The sequence below is a fragment of the Burkholderia sp. THE68 genome (assembly GCF_009938265.1).
Lineage (GTDB): Bacteria > Pseudomonadota > Gammaproteobacteria > Burkholderiales > Burkholderiaceae > Caballeronia.
Genome location: NZ_AP022316.1, coordinates 1,132,140 through 1,148,960, shown reverse-complemented (window position 1 = coordinate 1,148,960; position 16,821 = coordinate 1,132,140). Strand labels below are relative to the sequence as shown.

Below are 16,821 nucleotides of genomic sequence, written 5' to 3'. Positions count from 1 at the left end.
CAGCTTGATCCAGATTCCGCCGTCGGCGATCGTGCAGTGGGGCGGCGCGGCCGTGTTCGTGAATGTCCTGCTCACGCGCCTGGGCGTGCCGCTGCCGTCCGCGCCGCTGCTCGTGTTCGCGGGCTCGGCCGTGGCGAGCGGGCGGCTGTCGTTTGCGCACGTCCTGTTCGCCGCGCTGTGTGGCGCGCTGCTCGGCGACAGTGTGTGGTTTTCGGCGGGACGCATCTATGGGCGCAGGCTCGTCGCGGCGCTGTCACGCCGGTCGTATGCGGTCGATAGCGGCATGCGTACGACGGGCGAACTGTTCGAGCGGCACGGCGCGCCGATCGTCGCGGTATCGAAGTTCGTGCCCGGGCTCGGGCTCGTCACGCCGCCGCTGATGGGCACGACGCAGATCGCGGCGCTCGCGTTCTTCTGCTGGGATACGGCGGGCATCGTCGCGTGGGCGTCGTTCTGGCTGCTCGGCGGCGCGCTTTTCGAGCGGCAGTTGCAGCTTGCCGTGCAGGCGCTGGAATCGCATGGAGCGACGGTAGTCGACGTGCTTGCGGCGGCGGCGTTGCTGTACTGCATCTATCGGCTGATGCGGCGACGGCAGCCGCGCTCGCATCAGCGAGATGGCGGCGGTTGATACGCCGCTATAATCGGACGGCCGAGGAAGGCATCCGTATCCGGTGGTGCGGCCGGGCTTCAAACCCGGTAGGGGGTGTCAGACACTCTCTGGTCGGTTCGACTCCGGCTGCCTTCCGCCATGAGGCTTCGTTCGTTATTCCGTCTTGTGGAATTCATCAGTAGCGGGGCAAACTATGCCTCACCGTATCTCCCGCGCTACGGTTTGAGGTCGGGCCACGCCTTCGTTTGGGCGAGCCGAGCTTCCTCCGAGCCCTCTGGCGCCAGGTAATCGTCGCAAACAGCGACAGCTCGCGTCACTTCTGTCGTTTCGGCGTCACTCCGGGCCAATAATTCTTTGCGCCACGTCAGGACGTCCTCACGCCCTCGGTGGTTCATCTCCCAGACCATCCAGTCAAGTAGATAGACCAGTTCCTGGCTCGGAATTTCGGTCAGTTCTGCGCTGGTCATGACTTGTTCCTTGTTTGGCATTTGCATTACAGCCTGGCTTGGCTGCCCCCCGCGTGCTCGCTATTATCGAGTGCTGCTACATCTGCATGAAGGGAGAATCTCATGAAAGCCCTGATTACGGCTGCCTTTCTTTGTCTCTTGAGTTCGACCTGCCATAGCGCCGGCATCAGGCTCTTCACCATCCCGGCAGACCCCAGCGGGCCCGCTCTCCAGGCAGCCGTGTGGACGCCGTGTTCGGACGTTCCCGAACAAATCGAGGTGGGAAGTACTCTTTTGCGCGGAACAAAGAACTGCTCCGTCGCTGGCGAGAATCTTCCTCTGGTAGTCGTGTCGCACGGACACGGTGGTTCGCGCCTCGGTCACCATGACCTAGCGGAAAAACTCGCCGATGCGGGTTTCATCGTTGCGGCGATAAATCACCCCGGTGACACGTCTTCGGACATGTCGAGGGCGTCGGAGCCGTCTGAGTTTGTCGAACGCCCAATGGATATCAAGCGGCTCATCGACTACATGTTGAATTCATCGCCCGAAGCGTCAAGAATCAACGGACAAAACATCGGCTTTTACGGCTTTTCCCGAGGCGGCTATACCGGTCTTGTTTTGGCCGGTGGTGTTCCGGATTTTCAACATGCCGATATACCGTGTCCTGATGAGCTTCCCATTTGCAAAACCATCCGAGAGGGAAAACTGCCACCGCAACACTGGACTCGTGACCCGCGAATCAAAGTGTTCGTACTCGCGGACCCTCTCGACGCATTTCCGACGGCCGCGACGGTACAGGACATCAGCGCTCCAATCCAGCTATGGGCCTCGGAGTATGGTGGCGATGGTGTGTTGCCCGAGACGACGCCTGCGCTTTCGAAGCTGCTGCCAAAGAAGCCTGAGTACCACTTGGTCTCAGGCGCCGCTCATTTCGTATTCCTCGCACCCTGCGCACCAAAGCAGGCTGTCAGTGTTCCTCGCATATGCGTCGACGCGGGTGGATTCGACCGTGTCGAATTTCACGCAAGATTTAACGAGGATGTGTTGAGATTTCTCGAAACGCAGCTTCGATAGAGCAGGGCGGTTCGATAGCGCCTCGCTGACTATCGAAGTAGAGTGCCGGATGTTGTTTAATGAGAGTCGAATCCAGCATTAAGGAACGTAAAATGGTCGACCTGGATGACCTCCGACTGATTCGTGCCATAGGCACGTCTACTTCGTTGGCGTCGGCAGCACAGTTACTCAATCTGACTCCTCCAGCAGTCACCATCCGCCTGCAAAGGATGGAGGAGCGTATTGACGTCCGACTGGTTGTACGAAAGTCGAGAGGCGTTTCTCTGACTGAGGAAGGACAGAGGCTTTACCAAGCGTCGATCGAAATTCTTGAGCGTATGGAGTCGTTGCCGGCCCAGATTGCTGGCGACCGTGGTGAGGTTCAAGGAACGCTTCGTGTGATTGCTTCATTCGGCTTTGGTAGGAAGTACGTCACTCAGATAGTGCGAGACCTACAGAGAGCGCATCCGACATTGAACGTCGTTTTGCACCTTTCGGATAGCCCGCTAGCGAGCGCCTCTGCGGCGGACGTCGTCGTGCACGTCGGTACGCTCAAGCCGTCATCCTGGATTGCCAGCCCGCTTGCGCCCAATGAGCGGATTCTGTGCGCGAGCCCAGCATTCGCGCGCCGTATCAAGGATTTGAACCATCCTTCCGACTTGACTCGCTTCAATTGCATTTGCCTTCACGAGAACGACGAAGACGTGACTCGTTGGCGGTTCTCCCATGCGAGCGGAATCACGGGCGACTCTCAGAAATCGACGGTCATTCGGGTTGCCGGTAGGCTTTCGAGCAACGACGGCACCGTGATAACAGAATGGGCCCTCGCCGGACTCGGCATCGTCGAGCGCTCCGAATGGGACGTCGCTGATTTGTTGGCAGCCGGGAAGCTGGTTCGGCTGTTGCCAGAGTGGAGCTTGCCTTCCGCACCGGTTACCGCGCTGCTGCCGTCTCGCACCGGTCGGTCGCTTCGGCAAAGGGTATTTCTGGAGGCCGCAAAAGCGTTCCTAAGCCCCCCGCCCTGGCGCAAGAACTCCCGCGCCCGCGTGCGCGCGCATTAAATTTAGTTTAATTGTGAATTTGATATTCGTTAAACACGAAGAAACGCGTCGCAGCTATAGTGACCTCAGTAAAATATCACGGAGGAACGATGCCATGGGTATGGAGACACTTAACACCCCCGCCGCGTTGATTGATGTGGGGCGCCTGCGCAAGAACATCGAGCGCATGCAGTCGCAACTAGACCGGCTGGGGGTGAAGTTCCGCCCACACGTGAAGACGACAAAATGCAAGAAGGTCGTCGAGGAGCAGATTGCCGCTGGAGCACAAGGCATCACCGTCTCTACGCTCAAGGAAGCGGAGCAGTTCTTTGACGCGGGTATCCGAGACATCGTCTACGCGGTCGGCATGGTTGCCACTAAACTCCCGCAAGCACTCGCCCTGCGTCGGCAGGGCTGCGACCTGAAGATTGTCGCAGACAGTTTGGAAGCGGCGAAGGCAATCGTCGATTTTGGGCAAAAGCAAGGCGAACGCTTCGAAGTCTGGATTGAGGTCGACGTAGACGGTCATCGCTCTGGCGTGCAAGTCGAGGGTGAATTGCTCATCGACATTGGACGCACGCTCGTGAATGGAGGCGTGACACTCGGCGGTGTCCTTGCTCACGCTGGCTCCAGCTACGAGTACGACACCAAAGAAGCCTTGGTCAAAATCGCAGAGCAAGAGCGGAGCCTGACCGTTCGCGCAGCCGAGCGGCTTCGAGCAGCGGACCTTCCATGCCCCGTCGTAAGTATTGGGTCAACGCCGACTGCGCTGTCCGCGGAGCATCTCGACGGCGTGACCGAGGTAAGAGCGGGTGTGTATGTGCTATTCGACCTCGTCATGCACAACGTGGGAGTTTGCGAAATATCGGACATTGCGCTGTCTGTTTTGACGACGGTGATTGGCCACCAAGAGGATAAGGGGTGGGCAATTATCGACGCAGGATGGATGGCGATGAGTCGTGACCGAGGTACTCAGCGTCAGGCACGTGACTTCGGTTATGGACTGGTCAGCAGCGAGGACGGCGAGGCGCTGGCGGATTATGTCGTAAGCGGTGCGAATCAGGAGCACGGCATCGTGTCGCGCGTCGGCTCAGTGGACACGAACATCGCGAAGAAATTTCCCATCGGGACTCGGCTTCGCATCGTACCGAACCATGCCTGCGCAACGGGCGCTCAACACCCCGCATACCATGCTGTGTCCGAGGATGGTTCCGCCGAAACATGGCCGCGCTTTTACGGCTGGTGAACGAAAGACAGAACCAATGCCGCGCTTCGCGGCATTTGTCTTATTTGGCGTCGTTATAGACGGTGGCGCGCGAAACGCCCAGATGCTGTGCAACGGTCTCCATCGACCGTCGCAATTCTAAATATCCCTCTTCCTTCAGCGTTTGCATCAGCGTTCGGCGCTGGTCAGTGCGCAGCGCCTGCGGTGTTGTTGCCAGATTCACAGCAAATCTGTCAATCCGCTCGCGCAGTGACTCGGCATTGGACGGATCAAGCGACTCTTTCACCGCGTCCGTATTCAATGCGGAGAACTGCTCAAGCATCGTGGTGATGCCGCGAAACATGGTCACATCGACATTCAGACATAGCGCGGCAATGTAATGCCCGCCTGAATCCTTGATGCCAATCGACGTGCTCTTCGCCTGTCGGCCGTCCGCAAAACGGTTCGGATAGTTCGCGAGCACCTGCGGATAATCGTCGTCCGCAATTCGAGCAAGGCCAAGTTCGGTCGCGGGGTCGCCAACCTGCCGGCCCGACAAGTTGTTGTGGATGGCCAGGATGGCGTTCTTCGGAGAGCGCAGGTCGTGCACAACGACCTCGGTAAACGGCGCCAACGTTTCGCCTAGGGCCGCCGCGATTTGCTTGACCTGTTCAAGAATTGTCTGCTGTTCGGTTGTGAGCTTTGCTTTGGGCATTCTGGACTATTCATCTACATTTTTCCACATTGTATAGCTTTTCGGCGGTTCTCGGAAAATCCTCGCATTCCCTTATTTTGCTAAGTGTCCAGAAATAGATAATACGTCCAGTCGCTGGCCTGTGCGCTGCCACGTATGGCGCGGACGGAGACACGACATCCACTGACAGGAGCAGAGACATGAACGGGAACGACGTGCGATTGATCGGATTGAGGCAAGGCCTGGTTGCGGCGCTTCTGTCGCTGACCGTGGGTATGCATGCGACTGGTGCCGTTGCGCAGCAGCCGGTTGCGAGTCAATCGCAGAACCTGCCCAGAATCCTGGTGCTGGCGACAGGGGGCACGATTGCGAGTACGTCAGACGCACGTTCGGCTATCGGTTACAACGCGGGAGGCATCACAGGCGAGCAGTTGATTGCCGGCGTGCCAGGCATCGAGAAACTCGCATCCGTCAAGGCCGAGCAGATTTCAAACGTCGGCTCGCAGGATATGAGCAACAAGATTTGGTATCGACTCGCGGAGCGAATCAAAGAAGCGTTTGACAAGAACGAGGCCGACGGCGTCGTGATTACGCACGGAACGGACACGATGGAAGAAACAGGTTTCTTCCTCGATAGCATTCTTGCGACCAAGAAGCCGGTCGTGCTGGTCGGTTCCATGCGTCCTGGAGGCACAAATAGCGCAGATGGTCCATTGAATCTCTATGAAGCGGTGGAAGTTGCCACCAGCCCGCAGTCCGCGAATCGGGGCGTGCTCATCGTGATGAATGACACGATTCACAGCCCTCGCTGGGTCACGAAGACCCACTCCACCGCGGTGCAGACTTTCCAGAGTCCGAACTCGGGGCCGCTTGGCTACGTCGACCCCGCTTCAATCCGCTATCTCTCGCCGGCTCCGACGAGCCTCAAGAAACCGCTGGACCTTCCGAAGAGCGGCCTACCTCGCGTGGAAATCGTCTATGCCCACGCAGACATGGATGCAAACCAAATCGAAGACGCGGTCCAACACGACGCAAAGGGCATTGTCCTGGCCGGTGATGGCGACGGCAATGCGTCGAAAGCCGCACTTGACGCAATGGAAGCGGCGGCTCGGAAAGGTGTGGTCGTCGTCCGTTCGACTCGGGTGAGCAGCGGATTCGTCAACCGCAACGTCGAGGTGCCGGACGATAAGAACGGGTTCGTTGTGTCCTACGACCTCAATGCACAAAAGGCTCGTGTCCTCACGCAGCTTCTCATTGGAAACGGGGTCACCGCACCTGAGCAGGTGCAGAAGGCCTTTCAAGCGACCTATTGAAGTCTAAGTGCAGGTCGCTTGTCGAGCGACTCACACACCTACACCAACTTAGACGTCTGCCTCGACATAACGAGCTTGTCGAAGCGCGCGCGTCGCTCAAAGGGAACCCATCCATGCCGTCTCAAGTTCAGGCTGCTATCACCTGTGCGAACGCCCAGGACATTAACCCTCCAGCCGGGCACTACTCGCATATATGTGTGGCAAATGGCCTCGTGTTTGTATCCGGTCAGTTGCCCATCACGCCCGAAGGCAAAGCCCTCGGCGACGCGTCCTTCGAAGTTCAGACAAAACAGGTCCTCCACAACATCGACGCGGCGTTGAACGCTGCTGGCGTAACGCGTGAGCACCTCGTGCAAGTTCGTATCTTCGTTTCGAACATGGAGCATTGGCCGACCTTCAACACACTCTACGCAGACTGGATTGGCTCGCACAAACCGGCGCGAGCAGTCGCCGAGTCGACCTCTCTGCACTATGGCTCTGCTGTCGAGGTCGAAGCCATCGCCTTAGCATCCGCCACCTGACACTCTCATCGAGGCCCATCATGAAAAAGGGGAAGCTTTCTCATTGGATTTTGCTCAGCATGGTGCTGGGCATCGCAGTTGGTTACGGCTGTCATCAATACGCGGCGGATGAGGCGGCAGCGAAGAGCATTGCCGCAGACTTCGGCGTTGTGACGACGATTTTCTTGCATATGGTCAAGATGATTATCGCGCCACTTGTTTTCGCGACGCTCGTGTCGGGAATCGCGAGCATGGATAGCGGCAAGTCCATCGGTCGCATCGGTGCCAAGGCGCTGGGGTGGTTTATCGCAGCATCGCTGCTGTCGCTGACGATCGGTCTGCTGTTCGTGAATATCGCTCAGCCCGGCGCAAGCCTCAATATGCCGCTGCCTGCAGCGGATGCCGCGACTAACCTGAAAACGAGTGCACTGAACGTCAAGGACTTCCTGACGCATATTGTTCCGACCAGCATCGCCGAGGCGATGGTCGGGAATCAAATCATGCAGATTCTGGTGTTCTCGCTGTTTTTCGGGATTGCTCTGGGCAAAGTGCCTGGCGAACCCGGAATCTTCCTCAAGCGCGCCATCGACGGTCTGATGGAAACCATGCTGCGCGCGACGAATGCTGTGATGATGTTCGCGCCGGTTGGCATCTTCGCCGCCATCGCGGCCGTCGTGGCGGTGCAAGGACTGGGCGTCGTTGTCACCTATGGGAAGTTGATTGGCTGGTTCTACGTCGCGCTGTTCGCTTTGTGGACCGTACTCTACTTCGCCGGCCGCGCAGTCTTAGGCCGACGCATGCCTGAACTGCTCAAGTCGATTCGCGAGCCGATGATGATTGCATTCTCGACCGCTAGCAGCGAAGCGGCGTATCCGGTGCTGACCGAGTCACTGACAGGATTCGGCATTCGCAAACGGCTTGTGGGCTTCGTCTTGCCGCTGGGTTACTCGTTCAACTTGGACGGTTCGATGGTCTACCAAGCCTTCGCGGCAATCTTCATTGCGCAGGCGTTCGGCGTCCATATGCCAATAGGCACGCAAATCACGATGTTGCTCATCCTCATGATTAGCAGCAAGGGCATGGCCGCCGTGCCGCGAGGCTCATTGGTGGTGGTCGCAGCTATCCTGCCGATGTTCAAACTCCCTGAGGCCGGTTTGCTTTTAGTGATGGGAATCGACCAGATTCTCGACATGGGTCGTACGGCGACCAACGTGTTCGGGAACAGCATTGCCAGTGCCGTGGTAGCGAAATGGGAAGGGGAACTGGCACCTGCTGGGACGAACGAAGAGGTCGTGGCATCGCGCGCCCCAAGTGAGAATCCGTCGTCGGACTACGCGAACGCCCAATCGTCCTGAATCAGCCCGAGCGTGGTGGAAGCACACCAAATTGACATTAAGTCCAAATATGGACATAAATTCTGAGAATCAGCCATATGAGCCACACCATGCCGACAGACGCAAGACTTCTTCTCCTCGACCGGGACGTCGTTGAGCGTGCACTACAAGCTGAACAGGTCATATCAGCGGTATGTGAAGCGTTCGTTTTACACAGTCGGCGCGCGGGGCGCGTTTTCCCTGTCGTGCGGGAAAAGCTGCACACCGGAGGTGTGTTCGGCATCAAGTCGGGCGACGTCGCAGAGCAGAACCTGCTTGGATTCAAGGCTGCTGGATTTTGGCCAGGCAACCGGTCGGTCGGAGGAGAGCCGCATCAGGCTACGGTCGCACTGTTTGACCCGCAAACCGGTCGACCGCTTTGCATCATGGACGGCAACGCGATCACGACCGCTCGGACGGGTGCCGCGGGAGGCTTGGGTCTTCAGCAGCTAGCTCGGCCGGAAAGCACCCGAATCTGCATTTTTGGTACGGGAGTTCAGGCTCGAGTTCAGCTTCAGTACGCGCTGAAATTGCTCAACCAGCGTTGCATGGTCGAGTACGTGACCCTCAACGGCGACGTCGAACCGGCCTTCGAGGCCGCATTCAGCGATCAGTGCGATATTCGCGTGGCGAAAGACCGCAACGATTCTGTAGCCAACAGCGATGTCGTTATCACGGCGACACCCGGTGGCGGAGCTCTGTTTGCAGCTGATGCAGTACGACCCGGCACTCACCTTACGTGTGTCGGCGCCGACACGGTTGGCAAGCGAGAGCTTCCGGACGGCGTGCTGCAACGGGCGCGAGTATTCGTGGATGACCAGGTTCAAGCGCGAAGCATCGGTGAATGCCAATGGGCGCCGACCGTACCTGCCACCGAAATCGGTGACCTCCTATCCGGTGCGACGTCGTTCGACCGCTCACCCAGTGATATCACTGTCTTCGATATGACTGGCCTTGCCCTGAAGGACCTCACGGTTGCGCGCTTCCTGTATGAGCATGCAAAAGCGAAGCAACTCGGCACCGCCGTTGAGTGGCCTTGGTAAAACATATCTACTTGAGAATCTGACACGAGTACTTTTGAGCTTCCTACCTACGTGGATGTGGAGGCTGCGGCCTTGCGCATCGCGGGCGTCGCACATCGTAGGCAAGTGTAAATCTCGCGCACCTTTAACGAAATCACAGGGGCTGAGTTTTTCTTCGAGTGCGAAGACTTTCAACGCATGGGTGCGTTCAAGTTTCGGGGCGCATTTAGTGCCTTGTCAAAGTTCTCGCCTGAGCAGCGTAGGGCGGGAGTGGTGGCGTTTTCATCCGGGAATCACGCTCAGGGAATTGCGCTGTCAGCAAAGATTCTCGGTATTCCGCCCGTAGAGCTTCCGCCTGCGCCGCCATGCCTCGCCGATTTGTCGATGCTGCAGGATTCTCTTACCGCTTCGTCGTCCGCTCTAAATCTGAGGACGGAGCCGACTTCGTGACCAAATGCAGGAATACTTGCTTCGTGGCTTTCTTGATGTCCTCTGTTTGGCGGGTTTGATGGTGTAACGGTTTTCCCGAATTTTGCGGCCAGCGCCCACGTAGCGCCCGAATTCCAAGAAGTACTCGGCATGGAAGCGGCCGCATCCGTTGAACGGCAGTCTGGGGAATTCTGAAGGGGCGGTTCGGGTCGGATCTGCGACACACTTATGGCGGAATTGCCGACTTGGCACGCTCCAATAGACGCCGGATCAACCGAGCGTGCTTCAGCTTTTCTTCAGGTTTCGTCGATGGTCTTCGTGTTCAGCTCGGTGCATCCTGATTCTGCCAGGCGCGAAGTCAAATGCCACCTCTGGCGTCCTCTACGCGCCGACGTCCACGGCTGGTCTCTCGACAGGCGTGCCGAATCCGGAACCGGAGTAAGTCGAAATGAAAATGATCCAAGTCGTAACGGTTGTCGCGGCGATGGTCGTCTCGTGCCACGTTTGGGCGCAAGACGGACCGCCGGCTCAGCAGCCTCAATCAACGCCGTCCGCAAAGGATATCGGCGGGGTCGCTGATACGTCGGTCACGAGCGCAGGTTCGCTTTCGTCCCTGGACCGAGGTTATTCCAGTCCTGGCGATTCGGCCCGGTCGAGTGAGATGCGCGTGCGGTCCGATACGTTTCGCCATCACTGAACGGTCGCACGGAAAAGTCAGTGGCCGATGCGCCGTTCGACGTTGCGGAAACGTCCCATCGAGCGGAAACGCCTAAACCACGCGTTCGTGCGAAGCTCGCAAAGCAGGGGCGAGCGTTCCGCGAGCGCGACTTCGAGCCAATGGAACATTTCGTCCGGCCGCTCGAGTCGCGCGTAGATTTCGGCGAGCAGGAAAGGCGAGGTGTAGCGGTTTCGTCGTCTCGCCAGCAAATCCTGTAAGTACCATTCGAGAACTTTTTTATAACCGCCGGAACACCACACTGTCCGAATCGCCTCGGCACGGGCGAATTCATTGCAGCGCGTGAGCGCGTCGATGGTTGCGTCGATCGCTTCCTCGAAATGCTCCTCGACCTCGAAAGCGGTCGCGAGCAGTTGATAAATGAGCGGCGAGCTCGGGCCGTGCCCCGCGCTGAGATACTCGCGAATCACTTCGTCATGCCGGCCTGACTGCACGAGCCCGAAAACACGCGAACCTTCAAATCCGAGGGGATCGACTCTTTCCGCGAGTTCAAACTGGGCGCGTCCTTCCGCCTCGCGGCCGAGCACGAGCAACAGTCGCGCATAGAGGCGGCTGGTTTCAGCGTGACTCGGATTCAGACGCAGCGCCGCGAGAAACTCCTCTTCCGCGCGGCGCCAGTCCCAGTCGTAGAAGTAATGGACGCCCGCGAGGGCCTGATGCGCCTCGGGAAGGCTTGGGTCCAGCTCCAGGGCGCGCAGTGCCGCTTCGCGCGCTTTCGGATAGCCCTGCGAGGGCGCGTAGAAGCCATGCGTCGCCGTCGAGCCATAGATGTTCGACATCCCCACGTAGCCCAGTGCATAGGTCGGGTCGAGATCCAGTGCGGTTTCGAAGTAGCTGTGTGCACGGATGAAGTCCTCGTCGTTCAGCGCATGATGCGCGGCGAAGCCGGCATCGAAATGCACGCGGCGCGTCCAGTAGTAGCGACCGCGCAGATACGCGTCGTGCGCGGCCGGATCGATCGGCAGCCTGCGTGACAACCTGTGTTGCTGCCGCTCGGCGAGTGCGGGCGAGACTTCCTTCGCGAGCGCCGCGCCAACCTCTTTTTGAATATCGAGCGCGCCTCTCGCCATCGGCTCGTGCGCGCAGCCCAGGAGCTGCACCTGGTCGAAGGAGCGAATCAGTTGCGCCAGAATGCGAACCCGTCCGCCCTCGCGCATCAGCGATCCTTCCAGCACATAGTCGACATCCAGCTCGTGGGCAATCTGGGCGATGCTCTTGTTGGCCCGCTGATAGCGAGCGGCCGTGGTGCGCGCGATTACCAGGATCCGCTGCGGATCGAGCATGCCGAGATTGGCGGAGGTCTCATCGGCGAGCGCGGCGCAAAAACTGTCGAGGCTGGTGTCGTCGCTGTTGTTCTCGAACGGCAAAACCAGGACGCGGATCGGAGCGGCGGACGCGGCAGCAGGCGCGGCTTCCGTGGCGGGCTCCCCGGCCACCGCTCGAATGCCTTCCAGGCGGTAGCCCTTGCCCTTGACTGTGATCAGATAGCGCGGGACGTCGGGGTCTTCGTCGAGCGCGATACGGATCTTTCGGATGGCTGTGTTGATGCTCGTGTCGGTGTCACGGTACGCATTCGCGCCCCACAGCGCCCGCACGATGTCCGCGCGCGTGACGAGCTGCCCGTTGCGCGATGCCATCAGGATCAGCAGCTCCATCGGCAGACGTTCGAGCTTGACCGGTTCGCCGCGGCGCCGCAACTCGTAGCGGCGCATGTCCAGCTCGACGTCTTCCATGTTTGCGGGGCCGGGCGTGTTCATGGGCGCTCTCTCAGGGGCGATCGTATGTTCACATTCGTTGCGTCGGCCGACCGCGCGTTGCGCGCCATCCCGAACGATGCGGCGAACGACAGCAGCGCGCACGCCACCATGACGAGCGCGGGCGAAGCGCGCAGTCGCGCATCCAGAAGATGCGCCGCGAGGGGTGTCAACCCGAGCGCCAGGGTGAGCCCGAGATTCATCGTGGTGGCGACACCGCTGAACCGGACGTCGAGCGGAAACGACTCGGCGATCGCGCAGGCGTACGTGCCGTTCGCCAGCGACGCGATGACCCCGGCCATTACATATAGCGCGGACAGGTTGCACGAACGATTCGTCACCGCGATGAAAAAGACAGGCGCGAAGAGTGCGGACAGAATCGTCCCGAGTCTGAACACTTGGCGGCGGGACACGCGGTCGCCGAGATGCGATGTAACGAGGATGCACGCCGCGACGGAGATGAGATAACTGATTTGCGCGTCGATGATCTGGGCCTGCTCATAGCGGAGTCCACGCAGATAGGTCGGCAGATAGCCGAGCAAAATGCCGCTCGACGCGCCTACCAGAAGGCACGCGCCCGTACCGGTCACCAGACGCGTGAAATGTCGACGGCAGAGCGTATTGAAGGGCTCACGATGGCGTGCGCTGACGGCGCGCGCGTACTCGTCGGTTTCGGCGAGACGCCTGCGTATCGCGAAGCTCAATAGACCGATCATGCCGCCGATGAGAAAGCCGAGCCGCCAGCCGTAATCGTCCATCTGAAGGGGAGTAAGCGACCTTTGCACGACGAGATTGACGCAGGTCGCGAGGAGCAGGGCGAGATTGACGGCGACGAACACGATGCCGCATAGAAACCCTGGCCGTGCGCGGGCGGTTTCCACCGCATAGACGACGGCACCCGGGAGTTCTCCGCCGAGACACAATCCCTGAATCAGTCGCAGCAGCACGAGAAGCACGGGCGCGGCGATGCCCCAGTCGGAATATGTAGGAAGCACTCCAATGAGGAAGGTCGCAACGGACGCGATCATCGCGGATGACAGAAAAGCAATGCGCCGGCCATACAGATCGCCCAGGCGGCCAAACACGATGCCGCCGACAGGTCTGGAGAGATAGCCGATAGCAAGCACCATGAAGGACAGCATCTCGCCGGATGTGCCCGCGTGCCGAGAAAAAAATGCGGCTCCAATGTTGCGGGCGAAGAAGCCATAGATCACGAAATCGAAGACTTCGAGTGCGCCACCTGTACTGGCCACCAGGATGGTCCAGCGCTGGCGGGCAGTCATGGCCGTCATGGCTGGTGAATGGTTATTTGGTTTTCTCGACACGAGGCGCCTCCATTGATGCCGGCGATCGGTTTCGATTAAGAGTAGGGCAGTTTTCTTCTCTCCGACGCCTGAAAAGCGTCCGTCATTCACGATTTCTTCATCGCGTCTCGATTGTTGGTCGCCCGTCGCCGCCGCAGTATGGATCAGTGTCGATGACAAAAGGGGACTGAAATGAAACACCGATTCTGGAGTGCTTACGCGGCCTTGGCCGGCGCATTGCTGCTCTCTGGCGGCGTCGCGCGCGCCGATGATCACCAGTGCTCAAACGCTACCCTGAGAGGGACATACGCCTTCTCCGCGCACGGTTCGCTGGTAGGCATCATTGTCGGCGGAACGATCTATCCGTACGCGAGTCCTCAGTTGATCGACGGCGTAGCCGTACAGACGTTCGATGGCAGAGGTTCGTTCACGCGCAAGGACTTCCTGATGAACACCGGCATGGCGCGACCGGGCGCGGTTAATTCCGCCGGTTTCGCGCAAGGACAGACCGGCACGTATCAGGTGAATAGTGACTGCACGGGCTCGATGCACATCGAGTTTCCGGGAGCGCCGCAGGCGGGCGCGATACTCGATGTCCAGATCGTCGTCGAGCGCGACGGTCGCGTCATCAGAGGGGTGCTGAGCCGTGAGCAGGTTCCGGGCTCGATGCCGTCTGGAAACGGCACACCATGCGGCTCTCCATGCCTGCTGGCGCCGCAGATCAGTCTGGAAGGAACCCGGGGGGACTTCGAATCATGGAGGTAAGGTTCGATCGATCAGCCGGAAACGCCGCGGGCACTGACCTGCCGGCAGGGACCGGACGAAGTGAAGGGCTTCTAGAAGCGGTCGACCGGCATGTGGCGAAGGTGATGCCGGATCGGTTCTCGGCCATGGCAGGCAAGGCATCGCAGCCGCGATGCGGCGCGGCTCCGCATCAACTGATCGGTTGTTCGGATCGGTGGCCCTATTTACTTCATGATGGGGCAAGGTGCTAACATATGATCCGGGAAAATCATGTTCGAGGTCACGTTTTTCATGCAACGAGTGATTGCGTACCGGGGTTTCGAGATTCATGTCGAATTGATTTGGGTTGCTGACGATCTATTCGACGTGACTTTTCAGATCAAAGGTGGAACCAACTTGGAAGTCCTCGGCGCACGTGGAAGCCGCATAGCGGTGCGAAACGGCCCTTTCACTGAACGATGGGCCTATCTGGTTGCGGAGATCGCCGGACAAGCCGCGATCGACGTGTTGCTCGGCCCAACTGACTGATCCCGCGCGTCGGGATTCGTGAATGTTGACGTCTGGCTCTGTTCGGTCATAAGGCGCTAAAGACGTTCAGTCTGTGATGTCCGACGGCACATTGGCTATTTCTTCATCAACGTGTTTCTGCGTTGCCTGGCGACAAAACCACCGCCACGATCCCTCACATCAATAAGAGTTACGGGCGTCTCCGATTGACGCTCAATGAGCTTCTCCAGGCCCGTCAGGCTCCGTTCCAACACCGCGCCCAGGTAGCGCCAAACAAGGGTAAATTCCAGCTTTTTGCAGCGGCAAACGCGAGGTTTGCCGCTGCAGGAAGCTGCGAAGCTCATGCGCGAAAGACCTCTTCCTCAAGCCCAGCTGTCTTGAAATCGCTCTGATAATGAAAATCGGTGACAGCATCGGCGATCGCGTTGTCCAGGCAGCGTTCAGCGTGCGGAACTCGTCGATCGAAAACGGGGCGTCGCGTTCCGCCGACATGTGCACGCCCGACGCCCTGCGCGCCTGAAGAGACGGGGCGGGAAATTAAGTCGCATTAGGTACGCGTCATAGGCTGAAAGCGCGACGCATCATGTTACCGTGCCAGTGTGGATTTAATTGCCAACTCCGAGCCTGATATGAGCCGTCTGGTGGTCGTGTCAAACCGCACTTCCGATCCTCGCAAATCCGCGGCAGGAGGCCTCGCCGTTGCCCTGCGGGAAAGCCTTGAACAAACCGGCGGAGTATGGTTCGGCTGGAGCGGAAAGCTAAGCGACGACACGGAGGGGAGGGCTGCCGATCAGCATGGACTTGACGTTCATACAAGCGGGAATGTGACGCTGGCGACGCTCGATCTGACCCGCGACGAGCACGACACCTATTACGCGGGATACTCCAACGGCGTGCTGTGGCCGGTGTGCCACTATCGCCTGGATCTCGCGAAATTCGACACACGCTTCGCTGAGGGTTACCGACGCGTAAACCGGTTGTTCGCGCGCAAGTTGCTCACGATGTTGAAGCCAGATGACATCCTGTGGGTGCATGACTATCATCTGATTCCGCTGGCCGCGGAATTGCGTGCGGCCGGCTGCAGCAACCGCATCGGCTTTTTCCTGCACATTCCGATGCCGCCCCCGCTGATCATGGCGGCTATTCCCGAGCACGAGTGGCTCATGCGGTCGCTCTTCGCATACGATCTCGTCGGCTTCCAGGCGCATTCCGATGTCACGCACTTTTCGCACTATGTCGAATCGGAGGCTCGGGCGGTCCGCGTGGGTCCGAATCACCTCCGTGCGTTCGATCGCACGCTACAAGTAGGTGCCTTTCCGATCGGCATCGACGTCGAGGAATTTGCACGCCTTGCCAGGGCCAAGGAAGGGCGCGAGATGTTTGCGCGCATGCGTGACGAATACTCACGGCGGCGCTTGCTTCTCGGCGTCGACCGACTCGATTATTCGAAAGGATTACCGCAAAGGATTCACGCTTTCCGGCAATTGCTGGAGCGCTACCCGGAAAATCGTGACAGCGCTACGCTGATTCAGATCGCGTCGCCGAGCCGCGAGGATGTCGGGGCGTACGATGATCTTCGCCGTGAAATGGACAGCCTGTGCGGCGCAATCAACGGTGACTTTGGAGAATTGGACTGGATGCCGGTCAGGTACATTCATCGCAATGTAGCCCGCAAACGACTGCCGGGACTCTATCGCGCGAGTCGTGTGGCGCTGGTGACGCCGTTGCGCGACGGCATGAACCTGGTGGCGAAGGAGTTTATCGCTGCTCAGGATCCGGCTGACCCGGGCATGCTGGTGCTTTCGCGTTTCGCCGGCGCGGCCGAGCAACTGACGGAAGCGCTGCTCGTCAACCCCTATGACACACAAGGCACAGCAGACGCCATCCAGCGTGCATTGGTCATGCCGCTCGATGAGCGCATCAATCGACATGCCGCACTCGCCGACCGGGTCCGCAAAGAGGATGTTCGCTGGTGGTCCGAGTCGTTCTTGAAGGCGCTCGCCGAGACAGAGATGGCTTCGGGGAAGAATTGAACGAATCTATCCGCGGGGCGCCGGGTCTTTTCGAGTATCAATAAAATCGCGCTGAG

At 59.2% G+C, this 16,821-nt stretch carries 16 protein-coding genes, 1 tRNA gene and 1 pseudogene; 13 read left to right on the top strand and 5 right to left on the bottom strand.

Annotated elements, in window-relative coordinates:
• Positions 1-4 precede the first annotated feature (4 nt).
• On the top strand, positions 5-628 hold the full coding sequence (locus tag BTHE68_RS18870; RefSeq protein WP_162067779.1) for a DedA family protein: 624 nt from the start codon (positions 5-7) through the stop codon (positions 626-628).
• Positions 629-653: 25 nt separating this feature from the next.
• Positions 654-749, top strand: a tRNA-Sec gene (locus BTHE68_RS18865).
• A gap of 76 nt (positions 750-825) precedes the next feature.
• Here the strand turns inward: BTHE68_RS18865 and BTHE68_RS18860 are convergent.
• Entirely contained in the window at positions 826-1,077 is a 252-nt protein-coding gene (locus BTHE68_RS18860; RefSeq protein WP_162067778.1) for a hypothetical protein, read from the bottom strand.
• Between the two features lie 102 nt (positions 1,078-1,179).
• Between BTHE68_RS18860 and BTHE68_RS18855 the strand changes: the two genes are divergently transcribed.
• The 3 genes from BTHE68_RS18855 to BTHE68_RS18845 all read left to right on the top strand — a co-directional run bounded on the left by BTHE68_RS18855 (position 1,180) and on the right by BTHE68_RS18845 (position 4,398).
• A complete protein-coding gene (locus tag BTHE68_RS18855) occupies positions 1,180-2,133 on the top strand; it encodes an alpha/beta hydrolase family protein (protein WP_162067777.1) in 954 nt (317 codons plus the stop codon).
• A gap of 92 nt (positions 2,134-2,225) precedes the next feature.
• The gene (locus tag BTHE68_RS18850; protein ID WP_162067776.1) at positions 2,226-3,173 is read left to right on the top strand and encodes a LysR family transcriptional regulator; all 948 of its coding nucleotides are present in this window, start codon (positions 2,226-2,228) and stop codon (positions 3,171-3,173) included.
• A gap of 94 nt (positions 3,174-3,267) precedes the next feature.
• Entirely contained in the window at positions 3,268-4,398 is a 1,131-nt protein-coding gene (locus tag BTHE68_RS18845; RefSeq protein ID WP_162067775.1) for a DSD1 family PLP-dependent enzyme, read from the top strand.
• A gap of 40 nt (positions 4,399-4,438) precedes the next feature.
• On the opposite strand, the gene BTHE68_RS18840 is transcribed toward BTHE68_RS18845, so the two are convergent.
• A complete protein-coding gene (locus tag BTHE68_RS18840; protein ID WP_162067774.1) occupies positions 4,439-5,071 on the bottom strand; it encodes a helix-turn-helix transcriptional regulator in 633 nt (210 codons plus the stop codon).
• A 179-nt stretch (positions 5,072-5,250) separates the two neighbouring features.
• Here BTHE68_RS18840 and BTHE68_RS18835 point away from each other — a divergent pair, with 179 nt between their 5' ends.
• From BTHE68_RS18835 to BTHE68_RS18815, 5 genes and pseudogenes are all read left to right on the top strand, one after another.
• Complete coding sequence (locus tag BTHE68_RS18835) at positions 5,251-6,363, top strand: asparaginase (RefSeq protein WP_162067773.1); 1,113 nt, start codon at positions 5,251-5,253, stop codon at positions 6,361-6,363.
• A gap of 113 nt (positions 6,364-6,476) precedes the next feature.
• Positions 6,477-6,884 (top strand): RidA family protein, encoded by a 408-nt coding sequence (locus tag BTHE68_RS18830; RefSeq protein WP_162067772.1) that lies wholly within the window; start codon positions 6,477-6,479, stop codon positions 6,882-6,884.
• Positions 6,885-6,904: 20 nt separating this feature from the next.
• The gene (locus tag BTHE68_RS18825) at positions 6,905-8,218 is read left to right on the top strand and encodes a dicarboxylate/amino acid:cation symporter (RefSeq protein WP_162067771.1); all 1,314 of its coding nucleotides are present in this window, start codon (positions 6,905-6,907) and stop codon (positions 8,216-8,218) included.
• 89 nt (positions 8,219-8,307) lie between these two features.
• Entirely contained in the window at positions 8,308-9,279 is a 972-nt protein-coding gene (locus tag BTHE68_RS18820; protein ID WP_162068273.1) for an ornithine cyclodeaminase family protein, read from the top strand.
• 51 nt (positions 9,280-9,330) lie between these two features.
• Positions 9,331-9,615, top strand: a pseudogene (locus BTHE68_RS18815) (pyridoxal-phosphate dependent enzyme); the annotation flags it as partial.
• Between the two features lie 786 nt (positions 9,616-10,401).
• On the opposite strand, the gene BTHE68_RS18810 reads toward BTHE68_RS18815, so the two are convergent.
• Both BTHE68_RS18810 and BTHE68_RS18805 read right to left on the bottom strand, forming a co-directional pair.
• Positions 10,402-12,180 (bottom strand): winged helix-turn-helix domain-containing protein, encoded by a 1,779-nt coding sequence (locus BTHE68_RS18810; RefSeq protein WP_162067770.1) that lies wholly within the window; start codon positions 12,178-12,180, stop codon positions 10,402-10,404.
• Positions 12,177-13,592: an MFS transporter gene (locus tag BTHE68_RS18805; RefSeq protein WP_232077964.1), complete on the bottom strand. Its 1,416-nt coding sequence runs from the start codon at positions 13,590-13,592 to the stop codon at positions 12,177-12,179. The genes BTHE68_RS18810 and BTHE68_RS18805 overlap by 4 nt, the downstream gene beginning before the upstream one ends.
• A gap of 81 nt (positions 13,593-13,673) precedes the next feature.
• On the opposite strand from BTHE68_RS18805, the gene BTHE68_RS18800 reads away from it, so the two are divergent.
• Together BTHE68_RS18800 and BTHE68_RS18795 are read left to right on the top strand one after the other, a co-directional pair.
• Entirely contained in the window at positions 13,674-14,246 is a 573-nt protein-coding gene (locus BTHE68_RS18800) for a hypothetical protein (RefSeq protein ID WP_162067769.1), read from the top strand.
• A 270-nt stretch (positions 14,247-14,516) separates the two neighbouring features.
• Positions 14,517-14,753, top strand: coding sequence for a hypothetical protein (locus BTHE68_RS18795; RefSeq protein WP_162068270.1), 237 nt, complete (start codon positions 14,517-14,519; stop codon positions 14,751-14,753).
• 95 nt (positions 14,754-14,848) lie between these two features.
• On the opposite strand, the gene BTHE68_RS36875 is transcribed toward BTHE68_RS18795, so the two are convergent.
• Positions 14,849-15,076 carry a hypothetical protein gene (locus tag BTHE68_RS36875; protein WP_232077963.1) on the bottom strand — a complete coding sequence of 76 codons (228 nt, stop codon included), beginning with the start codon at positions 15,074-15,076 and terminating at the stop codon, positions 14,849-14,851.
• 285 nt (positions 15,077-15,361) lie between these two features.
• Between BTHE68_RS36875 and otsA the strand changes: the two genes are divergently transcribed.
• Positions 15,362-16,765 carry an alpha,alpha-trehalose-phosphate synthase (UDP-forming) gene (otsA, locus tag BTHE68_RS18785; RefSeq protein WP_162067768.1) on the top strand — a complete coding sequence of 468 codons (1,404 nt, stop codon included), beginning with the start codon at positions 15,362-15,364 and terminating at the stop codon, positions 16,763-16,765.
• Positions 16,766-16,821: the final 56 nt, after the last annotated feature.

Coding starts and splice junctions, on each gene's coding strand:
- BTHE68_RS18810 (WP_162067770.1), bottom strand. CDS start 12,180: ATGAACACGCCCGGCCCCGCAAACATGGAAGACGTCGAGCTGGACATG.
- BTHE68_RS18830 (WP_162067772.1), top strand. CDS start 6,477: ATGCCGTCTCAAGTTCAGGCTGCTATCACCTGTGCGAACGCCCAGGAC.
- BTHE68_RS18840 (WP_162067774.1), bottom strand. CDS start 5,071: ATGCCCAAAGCAAAGCTCACAACCGAACAGCAGACAATTCTTGAACAG.
- BTHE68_RS36875 (WP_232077963.1), bottom strand. CDS start 15,076: ATGAGCTTCGCAGCTTCCTGCAGCGGCAAACCTCGCGTTTGCCGCTGC.
- BTHE68_RS18825 (WP_162067771.1), top strand. CDS start 6,905: ATGAAAAAGGGGAAGCTTTCTCATTGGATTTTGCTCAGCATGGTGCTG.
- BTHE68_RS18800 (WP_162067769.1), top strand. CDS start 13,674: ATGAAACACCGATTCTGGAGTGCTTACGCGGCCTTGGCCGGCGCATTG.
- BTHE68_RS18855 (WP_162067777.1), top strand. CDS start 1,180: ATGAAAGCCCTGATTACGGCTGCCTTTCTTTGTCTCTTGAGTTCGACC.
- BTHE68_RS18845 (WP_162067775.1), top strand. CDS start 3,268: ATGGGTATGGAGACACTTAACACCCCCGCCGCGTTGATTGATGTGGGG.
- BTHE68_RS18850 (WP_162067776.1), top strand. CDS start 2,226: ATGGTCGACCTGGATGACCTCCGACTGATTCGTGCCATAGGCACGTCT.
- BTHE68_RS18820 (WP_162068273.1), top strand. CDS start 8,308: ATGCCGACAGACGCAAGACTTCTTCTCCTCGACCGGGACGTCGTTGAG.
- BTHE68_RS18795 (WP_162068270.1), top strand. CDS start 14,517: ATGCAACGAGTGATTGCGTACCGGGGTTTCGAGATTCATGTCGAATTG.
- otsA (WP_162067768.1), top strand. CDS start 15,362: ATGAGCCGTCTGGTGGTCGTGTCAAACCGCACTTCCGATCCTCGCAAA.
- BTHE68_RS18835 (WP_162067773.1), top strand. CDS start 5,251: ATGAACGGGAACGACGTGCGATTGATCGGATTGAGGCAAGGCCTGGTT.
- BTHE68_RS18860 (WP_162067778.1), bottom strand. CDS start 1,077: ATGACCAGCGCAGAACTGACCGAAATTCCGAGCCAGGAACTGGTCTAT.